Raw genomic sequence first — 18721 nt, 5'->3', positions numbered from 1 at the left:
AAACCAAAATAATGATGCTATTGAACTAGAACTATTCTCACACCAGCGCTGCCAAAACAGCTTTTTGCGCGTGAAGGCGGTTCTCCGCCTGGTCGAAAATGAATGAACGCGGTCCGTCGATGACGCCTGCTGTCACTTCTTCGCCGCGATGTGCAGGCAGGCAGTGCAAGAAAACGTGCTCGCGGTCGGCGTGAGCGGTGAGCTGCTCGTTCACCTGGTATTGGGCAAATGCCTTCAGGCGAACCTCATTTTCCGCTTCAAAGCCCATGCTGGTCCAGACGTCCGTGTAGACGGCATCCGCTCCAGCCACAGCTTCCACCGGATCATGGGTAATCAGCAGCTTGCCGCCGCTTTGCTGTGCGTATTCCTTGGCTTTCTGGGCGATGCCGCTTTCCATTTCGTAGCCGACCGGGGTTGCGACGCGTACATCCATACCGACGAGCGCTGCTGCCAGCACGAGCGAATTGGCTACGTTGTTGCCGTCTCCGACATAGGCCAGCTTGCCGCCTTGCAGCTTGCCCTTTTGCTCCCAGATCGTCAGCAGGTCTGCCAGCGCCTGGCAGGGATGGTACAGGTCGGTCAGTCCGTTGATGATCGGGATCGAAGCGTGCAATGCCAGCTCTTCCACGTATGCGTGAGAGAACGTGCGGATCATAATGGCGTCGACGTAGCGGGAGAGCACCTTCGCCGTGTCGCTGATCGGCTCTCCCCGTCCGAGCTGCAATTCTTTTCCGCTGAGGAACATGCCCATGCCGCCCAACTGGTACATGCCGACTTCAAACGAAACCCGAGTGCGGGTCGAAGCCTTGTCAAAGATCATTCCCAGCGTCTTGCCTTGCAGCGGCTGGAAGGGCTGACCATGCTGCTGAAGCTGCTTGATGTGCGAAGCGAGCTGCAGCAGCTCCATCAGCTCCTGGCCGTCGAACTCGTCGATACGAAGCAAATCTTTTCCTTTATGCTTGCTTAACGGCAAGTTGGGTAAGTGTTCCAATATCTTCACAGGTTGCATCCGAGCCACCCCTTTTCTCCAGTTTCGATTGCACGTACAAGTCAAAGGTTTCTACCGCGGAAAACAAGGACACGCCTTGCTGGATCAAGCGGCTGCGCAAAGAGAATCCGTTGCTGCCAAAGCGATTTCCTTTTGTCGCCGTAACCAGTGCAAAAGCGGCAGGTGTCTGCTGCAGCAAAGCCGGCAGTTGCTGATCGTCTGCCAGTACGTGCGCGACGTTGACTCCCTGAGACTCCAGCCACTTGGCCGTACCCGGCGTAGCAGCCAGCACTGCTCCATCTGCTTTCACCTTGGCGATCGCAGCCGCTACCTCGTCCCGCTTGTCTGCATCGCGCAAGGAAAGGATGACGGCGTGACCGGAGCGCCAGTCTCCGTACATTTTGTCTTTGAAGGCAAAAGCCTTGCCTGCGGCTTCCGCGAACGATTGGCCCAAGCCGAGCACCTCTCCGGTCGACTTCATCTCCGGACCGAGTGCAGGGTCGACGCCATTGAGCTTGATAGTGGAGAAGACCGGAGCTTTCACCACGGAAAACGGAATGTCAGGCAACAGGCCTGTACCGTACCCCATCGCTGCCAGCTTTTCTCCCAATTGCGCCCGCACTGCCAACTGCACCATCGGAATCCCTGTCACTTTGCTCGTGATCGGAACGGTGCGGGAGGCGCGCGGATTTACTTCCAGCACATAAACGGTATCGCCATGGATGACAAATTGAATATTGATCAATCCCACCGCTTCCATTTCGCGCGCGATCGCGGCGGTGTAGCGGGAGATTGTCTGTTTGATCTCGTCGGACAGCGCGGGAGCCGGGAACAAGGCTACGCTGTCACCCGAGTGAATCCCCGCTTTCTCCACGTGTTGAAAAATGCCCGGGATCAGCACGTCTGTCCCGTCGCAGACCGCATCTACTTCCGCTTCCTGGCCTGGCACGTACTTGTCGACGAGCAGCGGGAAGAACGATTGGCTGTCGGGATGGCTCAGCCATTCGCTGATCGTAGCCGAAAGCTCGCTTTCGTCATGCACGACAACCATTCCCTGCCCGCCGATGACGTAGGACGGACGCATCAGCACCGGATAGCCGATTTCTTCAGCAATTGCAGCGGCCTCCTCCTGGGTGGAGACGCCTTTTCCGGGGATGTGCGGAATATCGAGCTTGCGCAGCATGTCGTAGAACAGCTCGCGATCCTCCGCCCGTTCAATCGCGGAAAGCTCAGTGCCCATCACCTTCAGTCCGGCCTGTTCCAGCTTGGCGGCCAGATTGATCGCGGTTTGCCCGCCAAACTGCACCATGACGCCTTCGATCTGCTCGCGCTCGGCTACATGGAGCACGTCTTCCACATGCAGCGGCTCGAAATACAAATGGTCGGCTGTCTCGTAATCCGTACTCACCGTCTCGGGGTTGTTGTTGACCACGATTGCGGCTATTCCTTTTTCCTGCAAGGACTTGGCGGCATGAACCGAGCAGTAGTCGAACTCGATCCCTTGCCCGATGCGGATCGGACCGGAACCAAGCACCAGAACTTTGCGCCCAGTGAGCGTCGCTACCTCGTCCACGCCCTGCCAGTCGGAATAGTAGTAAGGCGTTTGCGCGTCGAATTCGGCTGCGCATGTGTCCACGATCTTGTAGCTGGGGCGGATTCCCGCCTGTTCGCGCATGGCTTTTACTTCCGCCGGAGTGGAGCCGACCAGCGCAGCGATCGTTTCATCGGCAAAGCCGCGTCTTTTGGCGGTCAAAAGCAGCTTTTCATCCAGCGTACCGCCCTTATAGGAAGCAAGCTCCAACTCCATCTCGACAATCTTGCGGATGCTGCGCAAAAAGAACGGATCGATTCCCGTCAGACGGTGCAGCTCCTCTTCGGTAAAGCCTTTGCGCGTCGCTTCCGCCAGCGCGAACAGGCGGATGTCGGTCGCCTCCTGCAAAGCGTGCGCCAACTGCTCATCGGTCCATTCCGCCATCTCCGGACGGGACAGGTGGGTGCAGCCCTGCTCCAGCGAGCGGACTGCCTTGAGCAGCCCGGCTTCGAGATTGCGGGCGATCGACATGACTTCCCCGGTCGCTTTCATCTGCGTGCCGAGTTTGCGGTCGGCATGCGGGAACTTGTCAAACGGGAAACGCGGAATCTTGACGACGATGTAGTCCAATGCCGGCTCAAAGCTGGCATACGTATAGCCGGTAATCGGGTTCAGCACCTCGTCCAGGCGCATGCCCAGCGCGAGTTTGGCCGCGATCCGGGCGATCGGATAGCCGGTCGCCTTGGAGGCGAGGGCACTGGAACGGCTTACCCGCGGGTTGACTTCAATCAAGACGTAGCGATCGGAATTCGGATCGAGAGCAAATTGAATGTTGCAGCCCCCTACCACGCCCAGCGAGCGGATCACTTTGGTGGAAACGCTGCGCAGCATTTGGTACTGGCGGTCGGTCAGCGTCTGCGAGGGCGCGACGACGATACTGTCTCCCGTATGCACGCCGACCGGGTCGAGATTTTCCATATTGCAGACGATGATGCAGGTGTCATTGGCATCACGCATGACTTCGTATTCGATTTCTTTCCAGCCTTTTACGCTGCGCTCGATCAGCACCTGGCCGATCGGGCTGGCGGCAATTCCTCCGGCAGCTACCTTTTTCAGTTCTGCCTCGTCGGCTGCGATGCCGCCGCCTGCACCGCCCAGTGTATAGGCAGGACGGACGATCACAGGGTAGCCAATCGAGCTGGCGAAGGCCAAAGCCTCTTCCACCGACTCGACCGTGTCGCTCTCCGGCACAGGCTCGTCGATTTGCTGCATCAACTGTTTGAACAGCTCGCGGTCTTCCCCTTTCTGGATGGCTTCAAGCGGCGTACCGAGCAGCTCTACGTTGTATTTTTCCAGAACGCCTGCCTCAGACAAGGCGACCGCCAGATTCAGTCCGGTCTGCCCGCCCAATGTCGGCAACAGGCCGTCCGGGCGCTCCTTGGCGATGATTGCGGCAACAGACTCTACGGTCAGCGGCTCCAGGTACACTTTGTCTGCCACTTGCTGATCGGTCATAATCGTGGCCGGGTTATTGTTCACGAGCACGACCTGGACGCCCTCTTCTTTCAGGGAGAGGCAGGCCTGTGCCCCTGCGTAATCAAACTCTGCTGCCTGACCGATGACGATCGGGCCAGAACCAATGACAAGAACTTTGTGGATGTGTGGCAATTTCGGCATATTACTTCGCTCCTACTACGCGCATCGATTGCAAGAATTGGTGAAAAATATGGGATGTGTCACTTGGTCCGGGATGTGCCTCCGGATGGTACTGCACGCTGAACACCGGCAGGCTGACGTGGCGCAGCCCTTCGACGGAACCGTCGTTTACATTCCGGTAGGAAACCTCCAGCTTGCTCTTGTCCAGGCTTTCTTCCTTCACGACATAGCCGTGGTTTTGCGAAGTCATGTAGACCTTTCCCGTCTCCAGGTCTTTTACCGGATGGTTGCTTCCGCGATGACCGTACGCCAGTTTTTCCGTCTGGCCGCCGTACATCAAGGCGAGTACCTGGTGACCCAGGCAGATGCCCAGCGTCGGGTACAGCTCTACGGATTTGCGCCACTCGCTGCAATACGCGAGCAAATGCTCGGGGTCGCCGGGGCCGTTGGAGAAAACGATGCCGTCCGGCTGCAGCGCCTTGATCTGCGCAAACGACGCGTCAAACGGCACAACCGTCACGCGGCAGCCCAACGCGAGCAACGAATGCAGGATCGACAGTTTCATCCCCAGATCGACCAGCACGACATGCTCCCCGCTGCCGGGGTAGCGGATCATTTTCTCGCTGGAGACGTTGGCTACCAGCGATTTTTTTGCGTGCTTGTAACGCTGCGCGATCACTTCTTCCGGTGTCAAAACGCGATCGGAAATGACGCCGAACACAGGTCCGTTCTGGCGCACGCGCTTCGTAATCGTCCGCGTGTCAATGCCGGCCAGGATGGGAAAGCCGAACTGCGCGGCGATTTCCGCCAGTGACTTGTTCGACTCGTAATGGCTCGGCTCGAGGCACAGTTCGCTGACTACCATCCCGGTCAAAGCGGGCTTGGCGGCCTCGAAGTCGCGTTCGTTGACCCCGTAATTACCGATCAGCGGATACGTAAAGGAAACGATCTGTCCGGCGAAGGACGGGTCGGTCATTACCTCCTGGTACCCTGTCATTCCTGTATGAAATACAACCTCCCCAAATCCGCTGACCGGGGCGCCGTAAATGGTTCCTTCAAACACTTCTCCACTTTCCAATGTGAGATAACCCGTTCCGAAATCTTCTTTGTCTCTACTCATCTATGAAAGCCACTCCTCTCCAGAAAAGGCACTCGTTAACGAAAATTTATGCAACTCTCTGTATTAATATACATTTGCTTTAATAAAAATGCAACGAGTTTTTTGAACTGCCACTCGTTGCATCGGATATGAACTGCCTCTTCTTTTTGATCCTTACTGCGTCAAGGCTTTGTCTATAACAGAAATTACCTGGTCGATCTCCGCTTGCGTCGTGATGAATGAGGGCAGCAAACGCAGCACGTTCGGGCCTGCCGAAAGCAGGATGACACTCTGCTCCCGTGCAAAGGAAATGACATCGGCAGACGGAATGGCAAGTTCTACGCCTACGAGCAGCCCCTTGCCGCGTACGGCAACCACCTTGGTCGGATGGTCAGCCTGCAGCTTGTGCAGACCGGCGAGCAGCTGTTTCTCGATTTGTCCGACCCGCTCCAGAATGTGTTCTTCTTCCATTGTCTCCAGAGTCGCGATCCCGGCTGTCATCGCCAGTGGATTTCCGCCGAAGGTCGTCCCGTGCGTTCCCGGTGCGAAGGCTTGTGCGACCTCGCTGGTGGCGACAATCGCCCCGATCGGGAAGCCGCTGCCCAGCCCTTTTGCCAGCGAGATAGCATCCGGCTTCACGCCGTACTGCTGGAAGGCAAACCAGGTGCCCGTGCGCCCGATTCCGGTCTGGATTTCATCCACGAGGAGAAGCAATCCATGCTCATCGCACAGCTTTCGCAATCCCTGGACCCATGCTTCCTCGGCGGGGTGCACGCCGCCTTCTCCCTGCACCAGCTCCAGCATGATCCCGCACGTATTGTCCGTGATCGCCGCCTCGACCGCTGCCAGATCGTTGTACGGAACAGTGACAAACCCGGTTGGCAGCGGCGCAAAACCGTCTTTTACCTTGTCCTGGCCGGTTGCGGTCAGCGTAGCCAGCGTTCGTCCGTGAAACGACTGGGAAAACGTGATGATTTCAAAACGTCCGGTGCCCTTTACCTTTTGCGCGTAGCGACGGGCGATCTTGATCAGCGCTTCGTTCGCCTCTGCCCCGCTGTTGCAAAAAAACGCGCTGTCCAAACCGGACAATTTGCTCAGCTTTTCCGACAAGACCGCCTGCTGCGGAATATGAAACAGATTGGAGCAATGCCAGAGGGTGTCCAGTTGCTGGTGCAGCTTCGCCGTCACCTTGGGCGGCACATGTCCCAGCGAAGTGACCGCGATGCCGGAAGTAAAGTCGAGGTACTGCTTGCCCTGATCGTCCCATACCTGGTTGCCCTGTCCTTTGACCAGGCTGATCGGCCAGCGTGCATAGTTATTCATCAGATGTATAGGCTCGGTAGCGGTATTCATGCTTATCTCCCCTTTATTGTCGAATTCGTCCGAACTGTCGTCCCCACTGTCTGCCCTGTGCAGACTCCGAGCAAGTCTCCAGCAGTACCGCGGCAAATGACGACCTGCTCCACTCCCTGCCCCAAGGCGTCCAGCGCAGCCCGCACCTTGGGAATCATTCCTCCGGTAATGATCTCATCGGCGATCATGTCGTCTATTTCCTGCGGATCAGTCTGTGTCACGAGCGTTTTGCCGCCATCCGGCTGCGGCTTTAAAATGCCGGGAACATCTGTTACCATGATCAGCTTTTCCGCTTGCAGTCCCGCTGCAATCGCCCCGGCAGCCACATCGGCATTGATGTTGTACGTGTGCGATCCGTCCGTACTGACGGACAGAGGAGCGATCACCGGCACGTACCCGCCGGCGAGCATCATTTGCGGAATGGCTGTCTGCACCTGTTTGATCTCGCCCACCCAACCGAGCGGCTTGCCCGTCTTTTCGGCGATCAGCGTCTGTCCGTCTATGCCGCTCACTCCCCACGCCTTCACTCCTGCCTGCGTCAGGCGACGAACGAGCGCTTTGTTGATACTGCCGCAGAGCACCTGCTCCACTACACCGAGCGTATCCTCGCAGGTGACGCGCAGCCCGTCCGCGAATTGCGGGACGATTTGCAGCCGGTCGAGCATCGCGTTAATCGCCGGCCCGCCGCCGTGGACGATCACAACTTGTTTTCCGTTCGCTTGAAGAGTGGCAATTGCCTGAAAAAACGAATCCGGCAATTGATCCATCGTGCTCCCGCCGCACTTGATTACGATTACGCTTCCCATCTGTTCTCCTCCTTTACGGGAATACCGGCACCAGCGGCAGCCCCGCCGTCTCCGGCAAGTCCAGCATGACGTTCATGTTGTGGATGGCTTGACCGGCAGCGCCTTTGACCATGTTGTCGATCACCGACAGGAGGACTACTTTTTGCGTCCGCTCATCTACATGTACGGCGATGTCACAGTAATTGGAGCCGTATACTTCTTTGGTCCGGGGATGGCTGCCTGCGGGACGAACCCGCACAAACGGCTTGTCGGCATACGTACTGGCGAAAAGCTCCTGCACCTGTGTCTGGGTCACCTGTTCGGTCAATTGCCCGTACGCCGTGACCAGAATCCCCCGGGTCATCGGAACGAGGTGCGGCGTAAACTGGACGATTGCCTCCGTACCGCTCTGCCGACCAAGCTCCTGCTCGATTTCCGGCGTATGCTGGTGTTTGCCCACCTTGTAAGCGTGGATACTTTCGTTAATCTCGCTGTAGTGAACCCCCAGGGAGACGCCCCGTCCAGCTCCCGATACTCCCGACTTGGCATCCACCACCCAACTGCGTGGATCGACCCAGCCACTTTTGGCCAAAGGAAGCAACGCCAGCAAAGTCGCAGTCGGGTAGCAGCCAGGATTGGCGATCAGATTGGCGGCAGCAACCTGTTCCTTGTTCCACTCGGTCAGCCCGTATACCGCCTTTTTCAGCCATGCTGCATCGGCAGGCTCATGTTTGTACCAGGATTGGTATACGTCCGGGCTTTCCAGCCGGAAGTCGCCAGACAGGTCGATAACCTTTCCGCCCAGCTCCACAATCTGCGGTGACAGCTTGGCGCTGACTCCCGCCGGAGTAGCGAGAAAAATCACGTCATTTTCTTTGCTCATCTGCTCTGCATCAATCGGTGAAAGTGCTGGCAAACCAAGGTTGTATACATGCGGGAATGCGTTTTCAAACGCCTCTCCCTGTGCCGAACTGGAGTACAAATTCGCTATTTTCACGTGAGGATGCGCTGCCAACAGACGGACTAACTCCGCTCCGCCATAGCCAGTAGCCCCCACTATTCCGACACGAATCATCGATCTCTCCCTTTCCCCCGTCGGGTTGCATTTTTATACATGAATAATAATAAAAATTCACAACGAATACAACCCAAAAAAACTGCAAACGAAAAAAAGCGCCCCGATTCCAGAGCGCTCTTCCGCTGTTTTGCATACTTGATTTACTTTTTGTCGGCCAGCCAGGCTGCCAGTGTTTGAGCATCTTCCCCTTTGGCCAACCCAGGTGGCATGGAGCCTTTCCCGTTGTTGATGACCTCCAGAATTTGCTCCTGGTTCAACTGGCTGCCGATCGTCTGCAGATTGGGACCGACCGCGCCTTCCAAGGTTTGGCCGTGGCAGCCGGCACACGTGTTTTTATACAGAGCCTCAGCCGTAGCTGCATCGTATTCGCCAGAAGGGGCTGTAGGGGCTTCCGTACCCGGTTCATTGGTGCCCGGTTGGGTTTGTTGATTGCCGCCTCCACCGCCACAGGCACCGAGTGCGAATACCAGAGCAGCCGCTGCCACGACACGTGACCATTTTTTCATGGGCTTTCTCTCCTTTTCGGATATTCTGCGCTCAGTATGCCTCTTAAGGCGAGTCTTCATTCCTGCCCGGCGACCAAATTCTCCGCGTTTAGTCCAACGGGAAGTCCAACGGGCTCCACTCACGTACTTCCAATGTGCGCGCTCCTTCTACGATTACCGGATCGGCTGCTGCCATCTTGTACGCTTCTTCGTAAGAATCGGCCTTGTAGATTGCCATTCCGCCCTTTTTGTCGGTAAACGGACCAGCCATGACTACTTTGCCCTGCTTGTACAACTCATTGATGTACTCCAGGTGGGCGGGGCGGAACTTCTGGTTTTTTTCTTCATCCACGATGTGAAGCATAGCGACGTACAACATGTTTCCTCTCTCCTTTGCCAGAGCATGTTTTGTGAGCCATTATACCATAGCCATCCCTTCGCCCGTGCTGTTCTTTTTTGCGGTTGACGATAAAAAAATGCCCTCCTGCCTCGCCCCATAGTCCGGGCATCAGGAGAGCAATCCACGAAACCTTCGTTATTCGCTTTTGTTGACCTGAATTTGCGAGCGCAGGTACGCATCGATAAACGCATCGATTTCTCCGTCCATCACAGCCTGTACGTTGCCCACCTCATGGTTGGTGCGGTGGTCTTTGACCAGGCTGTAGGGATGGAATACGTACGAGCGAATCTGGCTGCCCCAGGCGATGTCTTTTTGCTCACCCTGAATGGAGGCGAGCGTTTTCTCCTGCTCTTCCCGCTTGCGCTCAAACAGGCGCGCCGCCAGCATCTTCATCGCACGCTCACGGTTTTTGATCTGGGAGCGCTCAGTCTGGCAGGTCACGACGATTCCTGTCGGCAAGTGGGTAATCCGCACAGCCGAGTCGGTCGTGTTGATGTGCTGTCCGCCGGCACCGCTGGAGCGGTAGGTGTCTACTTTGAGGTCTTCCGAGCGGATCTCTACTTCGGTATCGTCTTCGATCTCCGGCAGTACATTGCAGGAGACAAACGAGGTATGACGGCGACCGGAAGCGTCGAACGGAGATATGCGCACGAGACGATGAACCCCTTTTTCTGCTTTCAAATAGCCGTACGCATTATGCCCCTTGATCAACAGCGTCACGCTTTTGACCCCTGCCTCGTCGCCTGGCAGGTAGTCCAGCGTCTCTACTTTGAACCCTTTTGCTTCCGCCCATCTGGTGTACATGCGCAGCAGCATGGAGGCCCAGTCCTGGGACTCGGTTCCACCCGCGCCAGGATGCAGCTCCAAAATGGCATTGTTCTTGTCGTACTGATCGCTGAGAAGAAGCTCCAGCTCGAAGTCTTCAAAAGCCTTGCGCAGCTCCCGGGTGCTGTCGTACAAGTCTTGGACCATCGAGTTGTCTCCTTCTTCGATCACCAGTTCGAGCATTACCTCGATGTCTTCGTACTGGGAGTCCAGCTTGGACATCGTCTCCACCATGCCTTTGATGGCGTTCAGCTCGCTGATTGTTTTTTGCGCCTGATCGTTGTCATCCCAAAAGTCGGGAGCCAGCATCCGCTCTTCCAGTTCGCCGATGCGCTCCTGTTTTTCTGGGAGGTCAAAGAGACCCCCTGATATCTGCTAAACGTTTAGCCATACTAGACATCTCTTGTTTGATGTCCGCAATGTCGATTAAAGCCATGTTGCCAACCACCTTCTCTTTTCTAAGCTATGTTTTATTGTATCGCAAATCGCCGGATGAGCAAACATAGCAGAGTGTCCGATCTCGAGTCGGGGTGGCCTCTTTTTGCAAAAACTGCTATCTGTGCTGTACGTGCACAGCCTTCTGCTCCGGCGGTGGTGAAAGCGATGAGCGTGTGTAGCGCTGCCGCTGGAACGGTTTGTGAGCCGGTTGTTGCAGGGCGTTGCCCGCCGCTCGCTGTTTGCTTCCCCCGATCGCCGATACACGGTACAGAAGCTGCCGTTTCGCCCGTTGCACTCTCCCTTGTGCGGTACGGTAAACATGCGGCGTTCCTGAATGGATCATTCCCGCCAATAGCGGCACCCTGCTGTCCTGCCAATTCGGCTCTGGAATTTCCCGTTTTACCCTTTCCTCGGTAAGGACATGCTCTTGTTTTTTAAATATCGCCGCCATGCCCCTGCGGCTATCTCCGATGATCTGTATATGAGCAGATGCTTCCCCCTGTCGCACGACTGCCTTCCAGGTTTCCCCGATTCGCTTCAATGTTTGTTTTGCCTGTATCCCTAATACGTTCCCTGACGTCTTCATCCGCTATCCCTCGTCTCCTGTAAATTTCGCAAACATGTTGTACTTACGATTCTATGCGGATTGAGAAGAATTACCAGCAGAATCGTTCGATGCCTTTTGGCAGTGTTAGACATATTGAGGCATATCGGGGAGCGAGGAAAACAGGATTGGGACGAACGCTGTCTAGCTTATGGGAAACGGCAAGAAAAAAACCTCCCCGCATCGGTCTTGCCAATGCGAGGAGGCTGTACAGTTTTGCCCAGTAATTAGTTCTTTTTGTTTTGGCGACGTTTTTCCTGTCGGCGCTGTGCCCGGTTTTTCGGGTCGGCATCGCCGGATGTGGAACTGGTCGGACGGCTGTCCGGACCAGACGTTTTCAGCTGCGAAGGATCTCCTCCCTGACCGCGGATCACATCCTGACGCTCCAGGTTTTGGCTGACTTCTGCCTTCATAATGTACAGCGCCACTTCTTCCTCGACCGCCGCGACCATCGATTGGAACATCTCGTAGCCTTCAAACTGGTACTCGCGCAGCGGGTCGTTTTGCCCGTAAGCGCGCAAGTGAATACCTTGGCGCAGTTGATCCATCGCATCGATGTGGTCCATCCACTTGCTGTCCACCGCACGCAGGATGACGACTTTTTCAAACTCGCGCATTGCATCGCCCATCTCGGCTTCACGCTGCGCAAACTGCTTCTTCACTTCTTCTTTCAGCAGTTCTTCGATCTCTTCCGCTTCTTTGCCTTTGAGCATTTGTACGGTAATCGTCTCGTCGTGCAGGAATGTCTTGTTGGCGGCATCGGCCAGTGCCTGCAAATCCCACTCTTCCGGCACCAGGTCTTTCGGACAATGCTGCTCCACATTGCGCTCGAGAACGGTGAAGATCATTTGCAGAGCCACTTCGCTCAGGTTTTCTTTCTCCAGAATATCGCGGCGCTGCTTGTAGATGACCGTCCGTTGCTGGTTCATCACGTCGTCGTACTGGAGGACCACTTTACGCGCGTCAAAGTTGGCGCCCTCTACCCGCTTTTGTGCGGACTCGACTGCGCGCGTCACCAGACGGCTTTCGATCGGCATATCTTCTTCCATGCCGAGGCGGTCCATCATATTCATAATGTTGTCTGCCCCGAAACGGCGCATCAGCTCATCCTGCATCGACAGGAAGAACTGGGACGAACCCGGGTCACCCTGACGACCGGAACGACCGCGCAGCTGGTTGTCGATCCGGCGGCTCTCATGGCGCTCCGTACCGATAATATGAAGTCCGCCCAGATCGGCGACACCCTCGCCCAACTGGATGTCGGTACCGCGTCCAGCCATGTTGGTCGCGATGGTCACAGCGCCATACTGGCCGGCACGAGCGACGATTTCTGCTTCGCGGGCATGCTGCTTGGCGTTGAGAACATTATGCGGCACGCCTTTTTGCTTCAGCATGCTGGACAGACGCTCCGAGTTCTCGATGGAAATCGTACCAACGAGGATGGGTTGTCCTTTTTTATGACGTTCCACGATGTCATTTACGACCGCCCGGTACTTGGCTGCTTCCGTTTTGAACACCAGGTCCGGGTAATCGATACGCTGAACCGGCTTGTTCGTCGGAATCACGACGACATCGAGGCCGTAGATTTTCTTGAATTCCTCTTCCTCTGTCTTCGCCGTACCCGTCATCCCGGCCAGCTTTTCGTACATCCGGAAGTAGTTTTGCAGCGTGATGGTGGCGAGCGTCATGCTTTCGCTCTGTACCTTCAGCCCTTCTTTTGCCTCGATCGCCTGATGCAAGCCGTCGCTGTAGCGGCGACCTACCATGAGACGTCCGGTAAATTCGTCGACGATCACAACTTCCCCGTCCTGTACGACGTAGTCGACGTCGCGCTTGAACAGCACTTGTGCCTTCAGGGCAGCAGTGATGTGGTGGTTCAGTGTCATGTGGGCAGTATCGTAGAGGTTTTCGATGTTGAACGCCTTCTCTACCTTGCTTACCCCTTCGTCTGTCAAGGAGACGATTTTCAGCTTTTCATCAATCGTGAAGTCCTTCTCCAGCTCGAGTCGCTTCACGAAATGGGAGCAAATGTAGTACAGCTCCGTCGAGCGGTTGGCTGAACCGGAAATGATCAGCGGCGTACGCGCTTCGTCGATGAGGATGCTGTCCACCTCGTCGATGATGGCAAAGAACAGCGGGCGTTGCACCATCTGCTCTTTGTACAGCACCATGTTGTCGCGCAGGTAGTCAAAACCGAATTCGTTGTTGGTTCCATAGGTGATGTCGCACGCGTAGGCAGCACGCTTTTCCTCCGAGCTGAGTCCGGTCTTGTTCAGCCCGACCGTCAGACCGAGGAAGTTGTACAGTTTGCCCATGATAGTCGAGTCGCGTTCTGCCAGGTATTCGTTCACGGTTACGACGTGAACGCCCTTGCCCAGCAGCGCGTTCAGATATGTAGCCAGCGTGGCTACGAGCGTTTTCCCTTCCCCGGTTTTCATCTCGGAGATTCGGCCTTCCTGGAGAACCATACCACCAATCAACTGCACGTCAAAATGGCGCATGCCAAGAACGCGCTTGGAGGCCTCACGCACTACAGCAAACGCTTCGTTCAAAATATCGTCAAGCTTCTCCCCGTTTTGCAGGCGAGCCTTGAATTCCTCCGTCTTGGCTCGCAGCCCGTCGTCGGAGAGCGCGGCAATCGTCGGTTCCAGCGCGTTGATTGCTTCTACGCGTTTAAACATTTTTTTAATTTCTCGTTCATTACTGTCGCCAAACATCTTTTTTACGAGTCCTAACATGAGGACACCCCTTCCCTATCTCTCGGCCAAACCAGACTATGACGGTTCGTACAAGAGGGTTCCACATATCCACATTGATGGAATACTGATATTCTCATTTGTAAACACTCTCTAAAATTGTATTTTATCAAAATAGGGTTCATTTGCACAAGCAAAGGGAGCTGCTACCCAGCAACTCCCTTGTCCTATACGAAATATGTTCCTCAAGGTTTCATCTATTTTGTCTCAATCAAACCGTAACGTCCGTCGTTGCGGCGATACACGACATTCACATCATTGGTTACGCTGTTTTGGAAGACAAAGAAGTTGTGACCCAGCATATCCATTTGCATGACGGCTTCCTGCGCGTCCATCGGTTTTAAATCAAAGCGCTTCGTGCGGACGATATTGATGTCTTCATCGTCTTCCGCCAGTGCAGTCACTGGCTGGGAATCACGGTGAATCGCCCTGCTGCCTGCTTCCACTCTCAGCTTTCGCATCAGCTTCGTTTTATGTTTGCGCATTTGACGTTCGAGCTTTTCTACCACCAGGTCGATGGCAGCGTACATGTCTGCATGTGTTTCTTCTGCACGAAGGATAACCCCGTTGAGCGGGATCGTCACCTCGATAGTTCCTTCCCCCCGAAGAACGCGCAATGTCACTTGTACGTCCAGCGAGACAGGATCATCAAAATACTTGGTAAGACGGCCGACCTTCTTTTCTACATACTCTTGAAGTGCTGCGGTGATTTGAATGTTTTCTCCACGAATATTGAATTTCATGGTTCCAACCTCCTTCCGTCTATGCTTAAAATATTCGCCACGAAATGTAAATAATCCTGCCGGAAAAATTTACGAAATATTAACAAATAGTGAACGATGTACACAAACATGCGAGCCCCCTGCATGTCGCAGAGGGGCTCATTCCCATGTGTATCGTTTTACAGTTTTACTACATTGGCCGCTTGCGGACCGCGATCTCCTTCGACAATGTCAAATTCTACGGTTTGGCCTTCTTCCAGTGTGCGGAATCCATCTGTCTGAATGGCAGAGAAATGGACAAACACATCATCTCCGCCTTCCCGTTCGATAAATCCAAAACCTTTTTCTGCGTTAAACCATTTTACTCTGCCTTGCATGAAAATAGCACAACCCTTTCTTTTGTAAAAAATTGGGATGTTGTCCCGTGTGTCTGACTATATCATGCCCATATGTCGGAGTCAAATTCCCCATCAGCGGGAAGAATATTTTTTTTCCAGTCCACGGACGACAATCCGCGACAGGAACAGCGTCAGGACGAGGTACACAGCCGCTTCCGTCAAGTACGGTGGGTAGCGCTCGAAGGTGCTTTTTGCCACGTTCATCGCCGCATAGTGCAGCTCGGGCGTCGCCACCATCGCAGTCAGGGACGAATCCTTCAACAGTGTGATAAATTCATTGCCCAGCGCCGGCAGCATCCGCGTGAACGCTTGCGGCAGCACGATCAGGCGCATCGCCATCGCCTTGGGCATGCCGAGCGAGCGCGCTGCCTCCATCTGACCGGAATCGATGGACTGAATCCCTGCCCGGAAAATTTCCGCGATGTACGCAGCAGCGTTCAGGGAAAGCGCGACAAACCCGGAATAGATCGCTTCGGGAGCAGCCTGCCCCGGAAATAAAACTTCCCAGATCGAAGGAATAATGGCAAAGTGGATCAAGAAAATTTGCACCAGCAATGGCGTGCCACGAAACAGTTCTACGTAAATGGCACAGGGCCAGCGAAACAGTTTGATGCTCGACATTTTGCCCAGACAGATAAACAAGCCGAGAATCGTACCCAGAATCGTCGCCACGACAGTCAAGAGAATCGTATTGAGAACACCCTGATAAAAAAGCGCGCGATATTCGTAAATGACACTCCAATCCAAAAAGTTTCCTCCCTTCACTCTTTATTCCATGCCCCCGGTGTGTCCGGACAGCATAACGGGTACGCCCTGACAGACGTACCCGGTTTTCCTTTTCGCTTTACTGGTTGCCGAAGTACTCGTTGTAAATTTCCTGCAGTTTTCCGTTTTCCTTGATTGTTTTCAAGCCCGCATTGATCTTCTCCATGATTTCTGTGTTGCCCTTTTTCACCATGATGCCGTAATACTCTTTCTCGAATGAATCATCCTGGATCATTTTAAACTTCGCGTTCGGATTCTTATTGGCGTAGTAGGCAATGACACCGTTGTCGCCGACAGCAGCGGCAACACGGCCGTTGAAGAAGTCATCGATGGCAGACGGCATATCGTCGTAGCTCTTCAAGCCGGAATACGTGTCTCCAAACGCCTTTTTCACAACTTCTTCCCCGGTGGTTCCGCCCTGAACGCCGATGTTTTGTCCTTCCAGATCGGCCAGTTTGGTGACTGTCGAATCTTCTTTTACCAGGATTAACTGGTTCGCTTCGAAGTACGGTTCAGAAAAGTCATACTTTTTCTTGCGGTCTTCGGTGATCGTGATCGACGAAATCCCGATATCGACTGTTCCTCTGTCCAGACCGTCGAAAAGCGGGTCCCATCCGGTGTTTCTCCATTCAATTTTGAAGCCTCCCGCTTCGGCGATCGCGTTCATCACGTCGATATCGTGACCGCTGATCTTGTCAGCCTCGAGCATTTGGAACGGCGGATAGGCCGCATCTGTACCCACCACGTACACCTTCTCCTCTGCCGCACCTCCAGCGGGTTGCTGGCCGCCTGTTTCTGCCCCGCCGCTGCCGGATGTCTGCTGGCCGCCCGATCCACAAGCGGAAACCATCAGCGCCACGCCAAGCGTCAAAACGCTGGATACCCACCACTTCTTGCTCATTTTCATTGAAAATACCCCCTTGGACTCCACTGTTTTGTTTTTTGTCCCCAGTCGTGTCCACAAGCAAAATGCTGTCTGTTTCGAACCCAGCCAAGTTATCCACATTATCCACATTTACTTGTGCACAACCTGGGTATAACTTTGAAGCAAAAAGAAAGGACTCCCGTCAGATATACTTCTACCTGATATATGGGAATCCTGCTTATAGTAAGAGTCTATTTATCAATATTTCAAAAATTATTCTTTTTCTGCCAAAATCAATATTTCCACCCGGCGGTTGCGAGCACGGTTCTCTTCATTGGAGTTGTCGACGAGCGGATTGTTTTCGCCCCAGCCCCCCACGGTAAAGCGAGTGGCAGGCAGATCATGCACATCGACCAGTTCGCGCATCACGGCAATCGCCCTGGCGGCAGACAACTCCCAGTTGGACGTGTAGGAGCTGCGGCCGATCGGCACATTGTCCGTGTACCCTTCGATCCGTACCAAATGCGAATACCCGCGCAGCACCTCGGCCACGGTCGCTACGACTTGCTTGCCCTCCGGCTGCAGCTCTGCCGACCCGCTGGTAAACATAATTTGCTCGGGCAAACGAATGCGCAGCCCCTCTCCGGTCTCCTCAAAGTCGAGATTCAACTCGGCCAGAGCAGAGGCGAGACGGGTACGTACCGTTTCCATGTCCCTCTCCCCAGTGTCACTCGAGCCGACCGGTGGTTTGGGCTTGTCCGGCGTCAGCGCTGCCGCTGGTTCGTCGTCGGCTGCCAGCGCGTTCTTCCGCGCTTCCAGTTGGAGGACCTCCCGCTGCAGCTCGAGCTTTTGCAGATTCAGCAGATCGAGGCTTTCGTGCACCTGATGCAATTGCTGCTGTTGATCGGCCACTTCTTTTCTCGCTGCTTCCCGCTCTGCCCTGATCGAACTGGAGGACGCCGCAGCGATGATCAATACGATGATGAACAGCAGTGTAATCAGGTCGCTGTAACTGAGAAGCCAGCTCTTTTCCAGCTCTTTTTCGTCGTACTTGCGGTCATCAAGCATAACGACCCTGCCTTTCGATCGTTCCCTTCATGCTGCCCGGCTCCTTCACCAGTACCAGCTTCTGGTCCTCCGGCAAAAACGAATTCAGCTTTTCAAACAGCAGGCGCGGCGTTTCCATGCGCTGCAAGCCGACGCACCCTTCGATGTAGAGCTTTTTTTCAAACATCTCCTGGTCGTGGATGTCCATCAGTCGGTAGTAGCAAGGAAGCGCGAACATATTCGCCAACAGCGCCCCGTACAATGTCGCAACGACAGCCGTACTCAGGCTCAGCCCCGTCTCTGACAAGTCGGAGAGATTGCCCAATACGCCGGTCATCCCCAGCAGCGTCCCGACCAGTCCCATCCCGGGTGCGAGCAGGCTGATCAATCGGAAAAAGCTGCCCGCTTGCTGGTAGCGGTATTGCTCGCCTTTTAACTCATTTTCCAGGACGAGGCGCAGCTCCTCTTCAGAGACTCCCTCGATCGCCAGCATGCTGCCGCGCTGCACGAAGGAGTCACGTTCCTGCTGCAGCTCCTTTTCCAGGACGAGATGCCCCTGTTCTTTTTGCACGAGAGCGTAGTAGTAAAAGCGCTTGATCGTTTCCTCCACATTGCCCTGCCTGCCGTGAATCAACAAGCGGACGAGGCTTTTTAGCTGCAGGTGTTTGCGCTTGATCGCATAGGAGATCAAAATCGCCAGCGCCACCATCTCCAGCGCCGGTATGTTGAGCAGATCGGCGAGACTGCCGTTGAGATAGACCGCATGGATAAAAATGAAAAGTACAGCTCCGATTAGGAGGAGTGAGCGGCTTTTTGTGGACAAGTATGTCACCTTCCTCTTATTTCAATCATGTTGTCAACATTATAGCAAACGGCTGCAGCGGGAAAGAGGAAATCGCAGTAAAGAACAAAGGCCCAACGAAAAC

The 18721-nt window shown here is 54.8% G+C and carries 17 protein-coding genes; all 17 read right to left on the bottom strand.

Features of this window, described 5'->3' with window-relative positions; translation table 11 throughout:
* Positions 1-37: 37 nt before the first annotated feature.
* Positions 38-1009: an ornithine carbamoyltransferase gene (gene argF, locus ACAF76_RS01840; protein WP_400162345.1), complete on the bottom strand. Its 972-nt coding sequence runs from the start codon at positions 1007-1009 to the stop codon at positions 38-40.
* The gene (gene carB, locus ACAF76_RS01835) at positions 954-4196 is read right to left on the bottom strand and encodes a carbamoyl-phosphate synthase (glutamine-hydrolyzing) large subunit (protein WP_400162344.1); all 3243 of its coding nucleotides are present in this window, start codon (positions 4194-4196) and stop codon (positions 954-956) included. Before carB ends, argF begins: the two co-directional genes overlap by 56 nt.
* A 1-nt stretch (position 4197) precedes the next feature.
* On the bottom strand, positions 4198-5295 hold the full coding sequence (locus tag ACAF76_RS01830) for a carbamoyl phosphate synthase small subunit (protein ID WP_400162343.1): 1098 nt from the start codon (positions 5293-5295) through the stop codon (positions 4198-4200).
* A 153-nt stretch (positions 5296-5448) separates the two neighbouring features.
* Complete coding sequence (locus ACAF76_RS01825) at positions 5449-6627, bottom strand: aspartate aminotransferase family protein (RefSeq protein ID WP_400162342.1); 1179 nt, start codon at positions 6625-6627, stop codon at positions 5449-5451.
* A 2-nt stretch (positions 6628-6629) separates the two neighbouring features.
* Positions 6630-7433, bottom strand: a complete 804-nt coding sequence (gene argB / locus ACAF76_RS01820) for an acetylglutamate kinase (protein ID WP_400162341.1) — start codon at positions 7431-7433, stop codon at positions 6630-6632.
* Positions 7434-7446: 13 nt separating this feature from the next.
* Positions 7447-8487 carry an N-acetyl-gamma-glutamyl-phosphate reductase gene (argC, locus tag ACAF76_RS01815; RefSeq protein WP_400162340.1) on the bottom strand — a complete coding sequence of 347 codons (1041 nt, stop codon included), beginning with the start codon at positions 8485-8487 and terminating at the stop codon, positions 7447-7449.
* A gap of 143 nt (positions 8488-8630) precedes the next feature.
* Positions 8631-8996: a cytochrome c551 gene (cccB, locus tag ACAF76_RS01810; RefSeq protein WP_400162339.1), complete on the bottom strand. Its 366-nt coding sequence runs from the start codon at positions 8994-8996 to the stop codon at positions 8631-8633.
* Between the two features lie 88 nt (positions 8997-9084).
* A complete protein-coding gene (locus tag ACAF76_RS01805; RefSeq protein WP_400162338.1) occupies positions 9085-9354 on the bottom strand; it encodes a YciI family protein in 270 nt (89 codons plus the stop codon).
* A 156-nt stretch (positions 9355-9510) separates the two neighbouring features.
* Positions 9511-10636 (bottom strand): peptide chain release factor 2 gene (prfB, locus tag ACAF76_RS01800; RefSeq protein WP_400162337.1). Its coding sequence is split into 2 segments (ribosomal slippage): positions 9511-10554 and positions 10556-10636, totalling 1125 coding nucleotides; the frame shifts between segments, so codons are not numbered across the junction.
* 117 nt (positions 10637-10753) lie between these two features.
* Entirely contained in the window at positions 10754-11224 is a 471-nt protein-coding gene (locus ACAF76_RS01795) for a hypothetical protein (protein WP_400162336.1), read from the bottom strand.
* Positions 11225-11469: 245 nt separating this feature from the next.
* On the bottom strand, positions 11470-13980 hold the full coding sequence (gene secA2, locus ACAF76_RS01790; protein WP_400162335.1) for an accessory Sec system translocase SecA2: 2511 nt from the start codon (positions 13978-13980) through the stop codon (positions 11470-11472).
* A 215-nt stretch (positions 13981-14195) separates the two neighbouring features.
* Positions 14196-14741 (bottom strand): ribosome hibernation-promoting factor, HPF/YfiA family, encoded by a 546-nt coding sequence (gene hpf / locus ACAF76_RS01785; protein ID WP_400162334.1) that lies wholly within the window; start codon positions 14739-14741, stop codon positions 14196-14198.
* Positions 14742-14899: 158 nt separating this feature from the next.
* Positions 14900-15097, bottom strand: coding sequence for a cold shock domain-containing protein (locus tag ACAF76_RS01780; protein WP_400162333.1), 198 nt, complete (start codon positions 15095-15097; stop codon positions 14900-14902).
* A 93-nt stretch (positions 15098-15190) separates the two neighbouring features.
* Entirely contained in the window at positions 15191-15865 is a 675-nt protein-coding gene (locus tag ACAF76_RS01775) for an amino acid ABC transporter permease (RefSeq protein ID WP_400162332.1), read from the bottom strand.
* 97 nt (positions 15866-15962) lie between these two features.
* The gene (locus ACAF76_RS01770) at positions 15963-16784 is read right to left on the bottom strand and encodes a basic amino acid ABC transporter substrate-binding protein (RefSeq protein WP_400162649.1); all 822 of its coding nucleotides are present in this window, start codon (positions 16782-16784) and stop codon (positions 15963-15965) included.
* Between the two features lie 237 nt (positions 16785-17021).
* Positions 17022-17816 carry an OmpA family protein gene (locus tag ACAF76_RS01765; protein ID WP_400162331.1) on the bottom strand — a complete coding sequence of 265 codons (795 nt, stop codon included), beginning with the start codon at positions 17814-17816 and terminating at the stop codon, positions 17022-17024.
* Complete coding sequence (locus ACAF76_RS01760; RefSeq protein ID WP_400162330.1) at positions 17809-18627, bottom strand: motility protein A; 819 nt, start codon at positions 18625-18627, stop codon at positions 17809-17811. The genes ACAF76_RS01765 and ACAF76_RS01760 overlap by 8 nt, the downstream gene beginning before the upstream one ends.
* Between the last annotated feature and the right edge of the window lie 94 nt (positions 18628-18721).

Origin of the sequence: Brevibacillus sp. TJ4 (genome assembly GCF_044627595.2) — a bacterium.
GTDB lineage: Bacteria > Bacillota > Bacilli > Brevibacillales > Brevibacillaceae > Brevibacillus.
Note: the sequence above shows the minus strand (reverse complement) of the source record. Positions and strands in the feature narration are given on the sequence as shown.

Bases quoted from the DNA above. Each gene is read 5' to 3' on its own strand.
- ACAF76_RS01770 (WP_400162649.1), bottom strand. From the start codon at position 16,784: ATGAGCAAGAAGTGGTGGGTATCCAGCGTTTTGACGCTTGGCGTGGCG.
- carB (WP_400162344.1), bottom strand. From the start codon at position 4,196: ATGCCGAAATTGCCACACATCCACAAAGTTCTTGTCATTGGTTCTGGC.
- ACAF76_RS01825 (WP_400162342.1), bottom strand. From the start codon at position 6,627: ATGAATACCGCTACCGAGCCTATACATCTGATGAATAACTATGCACGC.
- argC (WP_400162340.1), bottom strand. From the start codon at position 8,487: ATGATTCGTGTCGGAATAGTGGGGGCTACTGGCTATGGCGGAGCGGAG.
- ACAF76_RS01765 (WP_400162331.1), bottom strand. From the start codon at position 17,816: ATGCTTGATGACCGCAAGTACGACGAAAAAGAGCTGGAAAAGAGCTGG.
- hpf (WP_400162334.1), bottom strand. From the start codon at position 14,741: ATGAAATTCAATATTCGTGGAGAAAACATTCAAATCACCGCAGCACTT.
- ACAF76_RS01795 (WP_400162336.1), bottom strand. From the start codon at position 11,224: ATGAAGACGTCAGGGAACGTATTAGGGATACAGGCAAAACAAACATTG.
- cccB (WP_400162339.1), bottom strand. From the start codon at position 8,996: ATGAAAAAATGGTCACGTGTCGTGGCAGCGGCTGCTCTGGTATTCGCA.
- ACAF76_RS01780 (WP_400162333.1), bottom strand. From the start codon at position 15,097: ATGCAAGGCAGAGTAAAATGGTTTAACGCAGAAAAAGGTTTTGGATTT.
- argF (WP_400162345.1), bottom strand. From the start codon at position 1,009: ATGCAACCTGTGAAGATATTGGAACACTTACCCAACTTGCCGTTAAGC.
- ACAF76_RS01805 (WP_400162338.1), bottom strand. From the start codon at position 9,354: ATGTTGTACGTCGCTATGCTTCACATCGTGGATGAAGAAAAAAACCAG.
- ACAF76_RS01830 (WP_400162343.1), bottom strand. From the start codon at position 5,295: ATGAGTAGAGACAAAGAAGATTTCGGAACGGGTTATCTCACATTGGAA.
- argB (WP_400162341.1), bottom strand. From the start codon at position 7,433: ATGGGAAGCGTAATCGTAATCAAGTGCGGCGGGAGCACGATGGATCAA.
- secA2 (WP_400162335.1), bottom strand. From the start codon at position 13,980: ATGTTAGGACTCGTAAAAAAGATGTTTGGCGACAGTAATGAACGAGAA.